This window comes from Paraburkholderia sp. C35 (assembly GCF_003121405.1).
GTDB lineage: Bacteria > Pseudomonadota > Gammaproteobacteria > Burkholderiales > Burkholderiaceae > Paraburkholderia.
Genome location: NZ_QBUY01000006.1, coordinates 41,947 through 54,080, shown reverse-complemented (window position 1 = coordinate 54,080; position 12,134 = coordinate 41,947). Strand labels below are relative to the sequence as shown.

The following is a 12,134-nucleotide window of genomic DNA, read 5'->3' as shown; positions in this document are numbered from 1 at the left end:
ATGTACCGGCGTAGTGCCCTTACGTCAGCGATGCATGTCGATCTTAATACGCTTTATCTCCTTCTGATCGGGACTCTCCTCGCCAGTGCGCTGATGACGCTCTGGGAGCGGCGCGTTCACCCGAAGCGCAGCAGAGAACTCGGAATACTGGCAGCGGGATTTGCCACGCTGGCGCTCGGCTGCGCGGCGGCGTCCTGGCGTCATGCGCTTCCCGGCGCGCTCGGCTCTGCATTGAGCAACCTCGTCATCGTTTCCGGTTATCTGCTGGTGCTGCACGGCGTGGCCGCGCTGAATGGCCGCAGCCACGTGCGGCTGTCGCTCGCCGTGCTCGTGCTGCTTGCGCTTGCATGGGTCATTGCGGGCGCGAAATGGCAGGAGGTCATGTGGATGTATCCGAGCGCCATTCCGATCTCGATTGCATCGGGCATGACTTCGTTCGAACTGGCGCGCGGCGATGGCAGAAAACGCTTTCAAGGGCAGCAGATCGCGATGCTGGTAGCGGGCGCGCATTGCGTCCTGTACGCCTTCAGGGCGTTGATCCTGCCGTGGCTCGTGGCGAAGTTCGGCTTCGACTTCCTGATGACGGCGAGCAAGGTCACGATGTACGAGGGCGTGCTGTATTCCGTCGTTCTGCCCATGACCTTGCTGCGGCTGGTGCGCGACGAATCGCACGGGCAACTGCTGCAGGAATCGCAGACCGATTTTCTGACGGCCCTCGGCAATCGCCGCTGGTTCTTCGAGCAGGGCGCACGGATGATCCGCGAACGCGGTGCGACGCGGCCGATCGCGCTGCTCGCCATCGACCTCGATCACTTCAAGAAGATCAATGACCGCCACGGTCACGAAACAGGCGACCGCGTGCTGAAGTCGTTCGCCGACATTGCCCGCAGCGTGCTCGGACCTGAAACGCTGCTTGCGCGTATCGGCGGAGAAGAGTTCGCGGCCTTGCTGCCTGGCTACGACGCCTTCCAGGCCAAGGAAGCTGGCGAATCGTTAGTGCAGGCATTCGGCGAGACCATCACGCTCAGTGCCAACGGCGCTGGCATCCAGGCGACGGTCAGCATCGGCGTCGCGCAATCGGGTGGCGACGCGCCCACGCTGGACGATCTGCTCGCCGCAGCCGATCACGCGCTGTATCGCGCGAAATCGCTGGGTGGCAACCGGCTCGAAGAAGCGCACGCCGACGCACGTTCTGCTGCCGCGTAACGCGCGCCCGAATCGCCTCTCACGCGCTCAAGGGCGCGCCAGTTCTTCCGCAAGAAACTCGATCAGCGCCGTCACACGCCGATGAGGCGCTGCCGCCGGATAGACGGCGTACAGATCGACCTGCTCGGCCACGTAATCGTCCAGTGCGGTTTCGAGCATGCCTTCCGCCAGTTCCGCGCGAATGTCCCAGCGGTTCTTGATGATCACACCCAGGCCTGCCACAGCCCATTCGCGCAGCACGCCGCCGTCGCTGGCCTGACGGTCGCCCGTTACTTTCACGCTGACCGGCTTGCCCGCCACGCGAAAGCGCCACGCCGCGAGCGGCGCGCCGGGCCGCGCCAGAATCAGGCAATTGTGGTTCGCCAGATCGGCGGGTAGTGCGGGCTTGCCATGCAGACGCCAATAGTCCGGCGACGCGCACACCACGCGCTGGCCACGCACCAGCAGGCGTGCATGCAGGTTCGAATCGGCGAGCGGGCCGTTGCGCAGCGCGACGTCGATATGTTCGTCGATCAGATCGACGGTGCTGTCGCTCAATGACAGACTCATGTGGATGCCGGGATGCAGCGCCTGAAAACGGTCGAGCAGTGGCCGCAACTGGACGCGCCCGAAGTCGTTGGTCGCTGTCACGCGAATCGGGCCCGTCAGCGGTCCGTCCTGCTTGAGGCCTGCGAGCGTCGCGTCCCATTCGTCGATGATGCGCCGCGCGCTCTCCAGCAGCGCCAGACCTTCATGCGTGAACACCAGCCGGCGCGTGGTGCGGGTAATCAGCGTCGCGCCGACTTCCTGTTCGAGCTGATTCACCGCCAGCGTCACGGAGGATGTCGCCACCGTTCGCTGTCGCGCCACCGCGGAAAAGCTGCCGATCTCGGCGACATCGATCAGGATGCGCAGCGCGTCGATGCGGTCCATCGTTTGAGTTCTTCGAAAGGTGAATTGGACGGTGCCCGGTTTATCGCTCGATGGGCTTCTCAGTATAGTCGTCACATGTCGTTCGGAGCGTGCCACGAAATGCACGGCGCGCTACGGATTCAACCGATTAGCTGATAGCTGCAGGAGCACACGTGAAAACTCTCGTCATCGTCGCCCATCCCGACATCGAACAATCGCGCGGCAACCAGGCATTGCGCGATGCCATCGCGCAGGAACCGGACGTCACCGTCCGCGAGCTGTACAAGCTGTATCCCGACTTCAAGATCGACGCTGCACGCGAGCAGCAATTGATCCGTGAGCACGGCCATATCGTGCTGCAGTTTCCGTTGTACTGGTATAGCTGCCCGCCGCTCTTGAAGAAGTGGCTCGACGATGTGGTCAACGACACGCTGTTCGGCAGCGCACCCGAGAAATCGCTGGCACTCGACGGACGCACGCTGCAACTGGCCGTCACCATCGGACGGATTCGCGAGCGTTATTTCCCGGAAGCGAGCGACCACGTATGGGCCGATGATGTGCTGCGCCCGTATCTGAAGCCCGAACTCGTCGAGCAGCACGGCACGCAGATCGTCGATGCATTGCTGATGCCGTTCGAGCAGTCGGCGCATCTCGCGGGCATGCACTACGGCAAGCCGTTCATCACGTATAACGTGGGACCGCTTAGCCGCCGTGGCTCGATCAGCGAAGAGGAGATGGCTGCGCGCGGCGATGAATATCGTCAGCTGGTCCGCAACCTTGGCGAAGTCTCGCAAACGGTTGCGGCGTGACGTTGCCGCGGCAGCCTGAGGGCGTTACTGCACGAACAGCAGCGCTGCTGCGTAAATCACGAGCGACACAGCGAACGTGACGGCCGTATAGCCCATCACACGCTGGATGCGGATACCTGCAATCGCCACGATCGGCACGGCCCAGAACGGTTGCAGCATGTTCGACACGTTCTCGGCCATCGCCACACCCATCGCCGTGCGCGGCACCGATGCATGCAGGCTGATCGCAGCGGGCAGCACGAACGGGCCCTGCACAGCCCAGTGGCCGCCTGCGCTCGGCACCAGCAACGTGATGATCAGCGAGCTCAGATAGCTCCACAGCGGCAGCGTGGCAGCCGTGGCGACCGTTACGAACGCCTTGGCGATCATCGACGCGAGACCTGTGCCCTTCATGATGCCCATGATGCCGCCATACACCGGGTATTGCAGCAGCATCGAACCCGTCTGGCGCGCGGCGCGGCGGATCGCGTTGGCGTACGCGATCGGCGTGCGCTGCAGCGCGAGACCGATCAGCAGGAAGATCAGGATCGTGTTGTTGATGTCGAGATCGAACTTGTTCTCGTGCCATTCCATCGCGAGATAGCCGACGCCGAGCGCGAGCAGAAGCAACGTGCCGAGCATCGAATTTTCGAGTCGCGATGCGAAGGTCGGCGTGCCGTCGCCGATGCGCGCGTGCGGATCGGCATTCGAGGCATCATCGGCTGTTTCGCCTGAATCGCGGAACGCAATCACGTTCTCCGCTTTCGGATGCATCTTGATGAAGATGAAGGTCATCACCACGACGACGAGCACGGTCGGAATGAACACGAACGGCGCGAAGATGGTGTCGGCGAGCGGCACGACATGGCCGGTCGCTTTCTCGACGAGATTCAGGGCATTGCCATGCGATGCCTGCGACAACGCAATCGAACTCGACAGCCCGCTATTGCACACCGACCACGCCGAGTAGCTGCCGGCCACCAGCCACGCAAAATCGACGTTGACGCGCTTGGCGATCTCACGCGACAGCAGCGCGCCCACGATCAGTCCGAGACCCCAGTTGAGCCACGCGGCAATCCCGACCCCCGGGAACACCAGCAGCGCCGCGCGCACGGGCGTCTGCGCGTGCGCCGCGAGTGCGCGCAGGCCGCGCTGAACGATGGGCGCTTCGGCGATGGCATAACCCGTCGCGAGGATCAGGATCATCTGCAGCGCGAAGGCGAGAATGCCGAACGTGCCCGTGTACCAGGAATCGAGCAGCGTGGGGATGTTGCCCGTCGGCGCGATCAGCAGTGCCAGCACGGCGACGACGAAGGTCAGGCAGATCGACAGCATGAACGGATCAGGCATGACCCGCTCGAAAACATAGACAAGGCCTTCGACGATGCCGCGCGGCGCGGCCGGTTGAAGGGCGGAAGAGGGGGAGGTGTCTCGCTTCATGGTTCTCGCTCGGTGTGGCGTCGGTCCGCCTGTGGGCGGCGCGGACGGAATCGAGGCGCGGCGTGTCCGTGCATGATGCATGCACCGCCGGCAAGCTTGACGTCACCTGGTTGTCAGGTGGATGTTGAGGCAGGATTTCCGGGGTGAAGCTCAGGCCTGAGCGCGACAGAGGCCCGTCGCGCCCACGCTTTGCGTGCGATTCGTCTCGTGCTTTTGCATGTTCGTTATACGAACATGGTTTCGTTAAACGAACGCTTCATTATTCTTCTTATGCGCATTGGATGTCAAGGCAACGCTGCGCCCGTTTGAAGCAAAAACGCGCCGCAATGCGGCGCGTACTTTCATGACTATTGCTAACGCCTGACGTTGAGCATTCGTCGGCGGCATTCCGTGAACAGGGCGCGAATTACATCACGCGAGCGCCATCGTGCGATCGACACGAAACACCGATACCGCGTTCTTCAGTGCGCCCGTCTGTTCTTCGAGCGCCAGCGCAGCCGCCGATGCCTGCTCGACGAGTGCGGCATTCTGTTGCGTGACCTGATCCATCTGCGTGATCGCGCGATTCACCTGCTCGAGCCCTTCCGATTGTTCTTCGGATGCCGCCGCGATCTCGCCCATCAGATCGCTGACGCGATTCACCGAAGTGAGGATTTCGCCCATCACCTGGCTGGCCTTTTCGACCTGTTGCGCGCCTGCTTCGACGCGACCGAGCGAATCGGTGATGCGTTCCTTGATTTCCTTTGCGGCGTTCGCGCTGCGCTGCGCGAGCGAGCGCACTTCGCTCGCCACCACGGCGAAGCCGCGTCCTTCGTCGCCGGCGCGCGCGGCTTCCACGGCTGCGTTCAGCGACAGGATATTGGTCTGGAACGCGATGCCCTCGATCACGTTCGTGATGTCGGCGATCCTGCCCGACAGATCGGACAGCCCTTGCATCGTCACCACGACTTCCTTCGCCGCGCGGTTGCCTTGTTCGGTGATCATCGCCGTGCTCATCACGAGTTGCGTGGCCTGCTTCGCGTTGTCGGCGTTCTGGCGCACCGTGCTGGTCAACTGCTCCATCGACGACGCCGTTTCCTGCAACGCCGCCGCCTGTTCTTCCGTGCGCTGCGAGAGATCGGTGTTGCCGCTTGCCATCTGATGCACGCCCGTCGCGATGGTGTCGGTGCCGCCCGACACCGCATGCACGATGCCCGCGAGGCTGCGCTTCATTTCCTGCATCGATTCGAACAGCTTGCCGATCTCGTTGGTGGACTCGTGTTGAATCTGCACCGTCAGATCGCCGCGCGCGACGTGCTGCAGTACATTCATCGCTTCCTTGAGCGGCAGCACGACGGTGTGCTCGAGCGTGTAGTAGACCATCAGGATCAATGCGCACGACAACGCGAGCAGACCGATTGCAACGCCCATCAGCACGGACTTGGCGCGCGCCTTCTCATCTTTCAGCTGGTCCGTTTCGTCGGCAGCGACTGTGAAGAACGCATCGGCTGCCTTGCCGAATGCGGCGCTCGTCTGCGTCATCGGACCTTCGTTGGTCGCGGCGTACGCTTTGGCATCGCCTGAAGCGATCGCAGCGAACAGCTGATCGATGGCGCCCGCGTGCGCGTGGAAGGTGTCGGCGGCGCGTTGTGCCGCTTCCTGCTGCGCGGTCGTTTCTTTCGTGATGTTCTCGAACGCGGCGAACGATTTCTTCGCGAGGTTGTAGTAGGTGGTCGCTGCAGCAACGGCTGCGTCCTTGTCCGCCGGGTTTGCCGTGAGCGCGATGAAAGCGCGGCTCAGCGCGCTGCGCGCCTTCAGATTGTTGATGTACACGTCCTTGAGATCGACCGTTTCAGCGTTCAGCGTGCTGATGCGCTCCGACAGGCCATTGTTCTTCGTGAGCGAAAAGATCCCAAGCAATGCGGTGACCAGAACGAGCATGCCAAACAGCGAGAGAACTGCGATAAAGCCCGTGCGCACGGGCAGATTCTTCAGTTTCATAGTTTTCGTTTTGAGTGTGAACCACGATGTTGTCCCTCCGGCGGCCGATGGCGAGACAAAGGCCGCAGGACGTTGCTGCGGCTTTGTTAACGGTCACATGAATGAAAATCTGAAGGGTCGCGCGGTCGCACTGGCGCGTTGTCACGCAGTATTCACACTCGCGTCGGCATGGCTGAGGCGATACAGAAGGAACTCGCGGCGCGTTTCGAAGCCGAGGCGTTCATACAGTTGGATCGCCGTCGTGTTGTTGCTGAAAACATGCAGGAACGGCGTTTCGGCGCGCTGTGCGATCTCCTTGCGCAGTATGTTGATCAGGCGGCCCGCGATGCCTTTGCCGCGCCACTCGTCATCCACGCACACCGCGCTGATCTCGACGTATCCGTCGATGCGCATGCGCTCGCCTGCCATCGCAACCAGACGGCCCTGATCGCGAATGCCGATGTAGTTGCCCATCTCGTGCGTGCGCGGGCCGAACGGACCGGGTTTGGTTTTTTGCGCTAGCGCGAGCATCTCGGGCGAATCGACGGCAGACAGGCGGATCACGTCGGAAACGTCGGCGTTCTGTGTGTCGTCGCGCATGGCGACCATCTGATACAGGGTGCCGACCTGATTCACGTGCAGCGAATCGATGGCGGCTAGCGGCGTGAGCGAGAGCAACGCCACCTGTTGCCCCGGCTGCAGCACGTGATGCAAGGCTTCGTAAGCTTCAGGTGTTTCCGATGCGAGCGCGGCAAACGGGGCGACGTCGGGATGGTAGCGGCGCGCAAGTGCATCGCCCTGTCCGAGGTGCGCCTGGCGCGTGGTGAGCGCGGTCCAGATCGGGCGGTCGAGAGTGGCGAGGGTCGAACGAGGCGCCGTGTTGCTCATGCTTGCTCCAGCTGCGTAGATTGATCGGATGTTGGCCGGGCGGCGCACGCGCGTCGTGTTTCGGCGTTATCAATGTAGTCCGGTAGATGCGTTCGGGCTATTGCCGCAAATGACATTTTTGGCATCATTTGCGCCACGCCTGCCGCAATCGCCGTGTGTTATTCGGCTGGTCGCGAACCGAGCAGCAGGATGTCCACCAGCCGTCGGGCGCTCTGCTGCCAGTCCGGCGCCGACGCGACATTCGAGACACCCACCAGCGCGCGCAGCAGGTCCAGCGGATCGAGATCGGCGCGGATATCGCCGCTTTCGATTGCACGCGTGACGAGCGCATGAATCGCGTCGATGATCAGCGCGCCCGACGACTCGAACAGCTTCGACGGGCCGCCCACCATCGAATTCAGCGCGGGCGCGATGATCTTCTTGGTGGCGATGTAATCGACGAACAGCAGCATCCACGCTCGCAGCGCCTCGGGCGGCGGCATCGACTCGCTCAGCCTGCGTTCTTCCTTCGCGAGCTTTTCCACTTCGGCGCGATAGACGCTCTCCAGCAGCGCGTCGCGGGTCGGGAAGTGCCGGTACAGCGTCCCCGCTCCGACGCCCGCCTGGCGGGCGACTTCTTCCAGGCTGATATCCGCTCCCTCGCGGTTGAACGCTTTTTTGGCTTCGTCGAGGATGCGCTCGCGATTGCGCTGTGCATCGGCTCTGGGCTTCCGTTCCCGGGGCGTCGGGTGAGTCATGTCAACCTTTGTCGTATCGTTTGATGCTTGCAAACGGAGGGTGTCTCCGTTTAGGATATAAAAACGGAGAGGGACTCCGTTTTTATCCCTCGTAAGGCAAAACGTCAACCTTACTGCAAACAGAGAGGCGGAAATGGCTGAACAATTGGGTGCAACTTCGACAACCGACCAGGTGCTCGCGGGCGTCGATCTGCGTGGCAAGCGGATTCTCGTGACGGGCGTGTCGGCGGGTCTCGGCGTCGAGACGGCGCGTGCGCTGGCGGCACACGGCGCCAACGTGGTGGGCGCGGCGCGCGATCTGGACAAGGCCGCGCGGGCAATCGAAGCCGCGCGCCGCGATGCCGCAGCGGGCGGCGGCAGCATCGAGCTGGGTTCGCTCGATCTGGGGAGCTTGCAGAGCGTACGCGCGTGCGCCGACAGCTTGCTCGACGACGGCAAGCCGTTCGACGTGATCATCGCGAACGCGGGCGTGATGGCAACACCGTTCGGCAAGACCGCGGACGGTTTCGAAACGCAGTTCGGCACCAACCATATCGGGCATTTCGTGCTCGTGAAGCGCGTTGCGCCGCTGCTGCAGTCGGGCGGTCGCTTCGTTGCGCGGGCGTCGTCGGGGCATCGATTCGCCAACGTCGACCTCGACGATCCCGGCTTCGAACGTACGCCTTATGATCCGTTCGTCGCGTACGGACGCTCGAAAACGGCGAACATCCTGTTCGCGGTTGCGTTCGACCGGCGTCATCAGGCACGTGGCGTGCGGGCGGCAGCAGTCCATCCGGGCGGCATTCATACCGAGCTCGGGCGGCACATGGACGAAGGGCAAATGGCGGGACTGCTCGAACGGATCAACAGTCAGCTTGCGTCCGAAGGCAAGCCGCCGTTCGAGTTCAAGACCATTCCGCAAGGTGCGGCGACGGCGGTGTGGGCGGGCGTGGTGGCATCGGCGGAAGAAGTGGGCGGCCGATACTGCGAGAACTGCCACGTCAGCAACATCGTCGCCGACGATGTCGTCATCACGCCAGTCAGCGAAGGCGTGCGACGCTATGCGCTCGATCCCGCCAACGCCGAGGCGTTGTGGCGCAAAACGGAAGAGATGGCAGGCGAAACGTTCTGACGTTTCGGCGCTGATGGCTGCCCGTTTACAGACGCTTCACTGTCTGCCCCGCAAGCGAATCCACTCGCTTGCGGACGCAACCAGTTCAGCGAACTTGCGCAGCAGCTAGTCGCTCATCACGGGCATGCCGGCTAGCGCGGGATGCATGTCGTGTTTGGGCGTGAGGCGATAGCCACGTCCCGGTATGTTCTGGATCAGACGCCGGTCATCGCCCAGCGCTTTTCGCAGCGCACAGACATGCACACGTATGTTCGATTCCTCGACGACCGTGTCAGGCCACACCTTGCGAAGAATGTCTTCCAGCGATACGACCTGACCGTGCGCCGCCATCAGCACGGTGAGGATATCGAATGCGCGGCTGCCCACGGGAATAGCGTTTCCGCCGACCTGGAGCTCACGGGTCGACAGATTGATGTCGATGCTACTGACCTTCATGTTCGATTCTCACGAGTAGACAAAGGCTTCTCGAATGATCCGCATCGGTCGGGTAAATGCAAGGAACGCAAGGAAGGACAGCAGGGCGACGAAGGATGCGGCACGTTAGATGATGAAACCGCAAGTGCTTGATCGCGTCGATAGCACGTGTGTATCGGTCGCTATACTTTGGTATGAGCGGCGGGTTTCTTATCTATAGCCAGGCAAGCCAGCCGAGCAAGGTGGCAATCGAGAACAGTGTCGTGATGGAAATGGTGGCGCCTGCCGTCGTCTTCTCGACGTCGTATTCGTTTGCTAGCACGTACGCAGTCTTGGCCGTCGGCACGGCGGCGCATATCACGGCGGCGAGCGTCAACGTCCGGTCCAGTCCCGCCGCGACACATAGCCCGTACACCACACACGGCATCGCAATCAGCTTGAGCGCGGCGAGCAACGCGTAGCGGCGCAGATGGTCGCGCAGTTCGTCGATGGACAGATCGAGGCCGATGGCGAACAGCGCACAAGGCGTCAGCGCCTCGCCAAGAATGCCGAGCGTGGTGGCAACGGGCACAGGCAGCGTCAGCCCGCCCACCGACCACAACAGGCCGAGAATCGTCGCAAGAATCACGGGGTTGGTGCCGATCTGCCTGGCGAGCGCGCCGCCGCGCGTCTTGCGCGAGCCGCTGTGCTGACCGACTTCTAGCAGCACGACGAGTGCGGGAAACATGATCCCGCCGACGAACACCGTTGCAACTGCAGCGGCGAGCACGCCGTGCTGGCCTTGCAGCGCACGCAGAATGGGAAGCGCGACGAAACCCGTATTGGTCATCGATACGACCGCGGCCAGCATCGCGCTTTTGCTGAGGCTCGCACGCAGCGCGAGGCGCGCAGCGAGCAGAACGACGGCGAAGCAGAGTATCGAGCCGCCGCCAAAGGCCGCGATAAAACGCCACTCCAGCAGCGCGCCGAGCGGTTCTCTCGCGACGGTCAGGAACACGAGCGCGGGCATCGCGACGAAATAGGCGAACTGCATGAGCGGTCCCGCGACGCTCCGTGGCAGATAGTTGAAGCGTCCCGCCAGCCAGCCGGCCAGAATAATCGCAAAGATCGGCAGAATCAGACTCGCGATGTGCATGATGGATGACACCCCCTCGCAGGATGAGACGTCCGGATGCAGTGGCGCGGTGTTCGCGGTCGGCAGACGGTGCGATGCCGTCAGAGAAGAGTAGACGATGGGGCCGAAAAGGACAGTTTGCGTCGAACGAGCGGCGGCGTTCAATGCACACGCATCATGTGCGTGGTCAATGAGACGCCGCCACCAGCCGCCGTTACGCGGAACGCCGGATCGCTTCTCCCAGCAGCTCCAGCCCGAGATCGATCTCTTCCTCTCGCACCGTCAGCGGCGGTGCGATCCGGAACACGCCGCCCATGCCGGGCAACTGCACGATGTTCATGCTGAGTCCCAGATTCATGCACTCGCGCGTGATCTTTGCGCCGAGGCCATCGGCCGGTTCTTTGGTGCGGCGATCCTTGACGATCTCCATGCCGAGCAGCAGGCCGCGTCCGCGCACATCGCCGATGCATTCATGACGCTCCATCAGATCGAGCAGCCCGCGCCGGAGCCGATCGCCGATCACATTGGCGCGCGCCACCAGCCCTTCGCGCTGCACCACGTCTAGCACGCGCAGACCGACGGCAGCAGGCAGCGGATCCGACACGTGTGTCGTGTAGAACAGATAGCCGAGTTCGTGTGCGCGCTCTTCGATCTCCGCAGACGTCACGATAGCGGCCAGCGGCAGCCCTGCGCCGAGCGTCTTCGATAGCGTGAGGATGTCGGGTGTGACACCGTCGCGCTGGCAGGCGAACATCGTGCCCGTGCGGCCCACGCCCGTTTGCGCTTCATCGAGGATCAGCAGCATGCCGCGCTCTTCGCATTTGCGCTTGAGTGCCGCCATATAGCCTTCAGGCAACTCGATGATGCCGCCCGAGCTCAGGATCGGCTCCGCAATGAAGGCCGCGAGATTGCCGCTCGACTGCCGGTCGATGAGATCGAACGCGTAATCGAGTTCGGCGAGGTAGTCGTAGTGGCCGTCGCGCTCGAAGCGCGGCCGATACGTGAACGGCGCGGGAATCGCGAACGAGCCGACCGCGGCGGGACCGACGCCTTTGCGGCCCGCGCTGTAAGTCGCCGACGCCGCCGCGCCCGTCATGCCGTGCCACGACTGCGCGAAGCCGACAATTTCATATTTCCCCGTGACCAGCTTCGCCATACGAATGGCGGCTTCATTCGATTCCGCGCCCGTGCTGAGCAACAGCGCGCGGTCGAGACCGTCGGGCGTGATCTCGGCGAGCCGGGTGGCGAGATCGACGACCGGGCGCGACAGCATGCCGCTGAACAGATGGTCCAGCTTGCCCGCGTATTCGCTGATCACCGAGACGATCTCGGGGTGGCTGTGCCCGAGCACGGCGCTCATCTGGCCCGACGTGAAATCGAGGATCGCGCGGCCGTCCGCATCGTAGACGAAGCTGCCTTGCGCGCGCTCGATGATCATCGGTTCGAACGTGCCGCCGTAGCGGATCAGATGCTGCCTGGCGTTTTGCCAGAAGCGTGCGTCGTGGTTGTCGGACACCGTGCTTCTCCTCGCGAATGGTAGGAATAGCTTGCAGTCTAGGCGGCTCTCTGGTTTTATAGAATCGAAT

At 62.8% G+C, this 12,134-nt stretch carries 11 protein-coding genes; 3 read left to right on the top strand and 8 right to left on the bottom strand.

What is annotated here, in order from left to right; all coding sequences use genetic code 11:
- Window positions 1-30: 30 nt before the first annotated feature.
- Window positions 31-1,206 (top strand): GGDEF domain-containing protein, encoded by a 1,176-nt coding sequence (locus DK391_RS05775; RefSeq protein WP_109477034.1) that lies wholly within the window; start codon window positions 31-33, stop codon window positions 1,204-1,206.
- Between the two features lie 27 nt (window positions 1,207-1,233).
- On the opposite strand, the gene DK391_RS05770 is transcribed toward DK391_RS05775, so the two are convergent.
- Entirely contained in the window at window positions 1,234-2,118 is an 885-nt protein-coding gene (locus tag DK391_RS05770; RefSeq protein ID WP_109477033.1) for a LysR family transcriptional regulator, read from the bottom strand.
- Between the two features lie 152 nt (window positions 2,119-2,270).
- On the opposite strand from DK391_RS05770, the gene DK391_RS05765 reads away from it, so the two are divergent.
- Window positions 2,271-2,906 (top strand): NAD(P)H-dependent oxidoreductase, encoded by a 636-nt coding sequence (locus DK391_RS05765; RefSeq protein ID WP_109477032.1) that lies wholly within the window; start codon window positions 2,271-2,273, stop codon window positions 2,904-2,906.
- A 24-nt stretch (window positions 2,907-2,930) separates the two neighbouring features.
- Here the strand turns inward: DK391_RS05765 and DK391_RS05760 are convergent, their stop codons facing one another.
- The 4 genes from DK391_RS05760 to DK391_RS05745 all read right to left on the bottom strand — a co-directional run bounded on the left by DK391_RS05760 (window position 2,931) and on the right by DK391_RS05745 (window position 7,909).
- Entirely contained in the window at window positions 2,931-4,325 is a 1,395-nt protein-coding gene (locus DK391_RS05760; RefSeq protein WP_109477031.1) for a TIGR00366 family protein, read from the bottom strand.
- Window positions 4,326-4,736: 411 nt separating this feature from the next.
- A complete protein-coding gene (locus DK391_RS05755; RefSeq protein WP_109477030.1) occupies window positions 4,737-6,305 on the bottom strand; it encodes a methyl-accepting chemotaxis protein in 1,569 nt (522 codons plus the stop codon).
- Window positions 6,306-6,446: 141 nt separating this feature from the next.
- The gene (locus DK391_RS05750) at window positions 6,447-7,172 is read right to left on the bottom strand and encodes a GNAT family N-acetyltransferase (RefSeq protein ID WP_109477029.1); all 726 of its coding nucleotides are present in this window, start codon (window positions 7,170-7,172) and stop codon (window positions 6,447-6,449) included.
- A gap of 158 nt (window positions 7,173-7,330) precedes the next feature.
- Window positions 7,331-7,909: a TetR/AcrR family transcriptional regulator gene (locus DK391_RS05745; RefSeq protein WP_109477028.1), complete on the bottom strand. Its 579-nt coding sequence runs from the start codon at window positions 7,907-7,909 to the stop codon at window positions 7,331-7,333.
- A gap of 133 nt (window positions 7,910-8,042) precedes the next feature.
- On the opposite strand from DK391_RS05745, the gene DK391_RS05740 reads away from it, so the two are divergent.
- Window positions 8,043-9,020, top strand: a complete 978-nt coding sequence (locus DK391_RS05740) for an SDR family NAD(P)-dependent oxidoreductase (RefSeq protein WP_109477027.1) — start codon at window positions 8,043-8,045, stop codon at window positions 9,018-9,020.
- Window positions 9,021-9,125: 105 nt separating this feature from the next.
- Here DK391_RS05740 and DK391_RS05735 read toward each other — a convergent pair whose 3' ends face one another.
- From DK391_RS05735 to DK391_RS05725, 3 genes are all read right to left on the bottom strand, one after another.
- Window positions 9,126-9,455 carry a winged helix-turn-helix domain-containing protein gene (locus DK391_RS05735; RefSeq protein WP_109477026.1) on the bottom strand — a complete coding sequence of 110 codons (330 nt, stop codon included), beginning with the start codon at window positions 9,453-9,455 and terminating at the stop codon, window positions 9,126-9,128.
- A gap of 193 nt (window positions 9,456-9,648) precedes the next feature.
- Window positions 9,649-10,569, bottom strand: coding sequence for an AEC family transporter (locus tag DK391_RS05730; RefSeq protein ID WP_109477168.1), 921 nt, complete (start codon window positions 10,567-10,569; stop codon window positions 9,649-9,651).
- Between the two features lie 193 nt (window positions 10,570-10,762).
- Entirely contained in the window at window positions 10,763-12,064 is a 1,302-nt protein-coding gene (locus DK391_RS05725; protein WP_109477025.1) for an aspartate aminotransferase family protein, read from the bottom strand.
- Window positions 12,065-12,134: the final 70 nt, after the last annotated feature.

What these genes read in the sequence shown, in the direction of transcription:
- DK391_RS05775 (WP_109477034.1), top strand. Translation starts at nt 31, where the DNA reads ATGCATGTCGATCTTAATACGCTTTATCTCCTTCTGATCGGGACTCTC.
- DK391_RS05770 (WP_109477033.1), bottom strand. Translation starts at nt 2,118, where the DNA reads ATGGACCGCATCGACGCGCTGCGCATCCTGATCGATGTCGCCGAGATC.
- DK391_RS05760 (WP_109477031.1), bottom strand. Translation starts at nt 4,325, where the DNA reads ATGAAGCGAGACACCTCCCCCTCTTCCGCCCTTCAACCGGCCGCGCCG.
- DK391_RS05755 (WP_109477030.1), bottom strand. Translation starts at nt 6,305, where the DNA reads ATGAAACTGAAGAATCTGCCCGTGCGCACGGGCTTTATCGCAGTTCTC.
- DK391_RS05750 (WP_109477029.1), bottom strand. Translation starts at nt 7,172, where the DNA reads ATGAGCAACACGGCGCCTCGTTCGACCCTCGCCACTCTCGACCGCCCG.
- DK391_RS05745 (WP_109477028.1), bottom strand. Translation starts at nt 7,909, where the DNA reads ATGACTCACCCGACGCCCCGGGAACGGAAGCCCAGAGCCGATGCACAG.
- DK391_RS05740 (WP_109477027.1), top strand. Translation starts at nt 8,043, where the DNA reads ATGGCTGAACAATTGGGTGCAACTTCGACAACCGACCAGGTGCTCGCG.
- DK391_RS05735 (WP_109477026.1), bottom strand. Translation starts at nt 9,455, where the DNA reads ATGAAGGTCAGTAGCATCGACATCAATCTGTCGACCCGTGAGCTCCAG.
- DK391_RS05730 (WP_109477168.1), bottom strand. Translation starts at nt 10,569, where the DNA reads ATGCACATCGCGAGTCTGATTCTGCCGATCTTTGCGATTATTCTGGCC.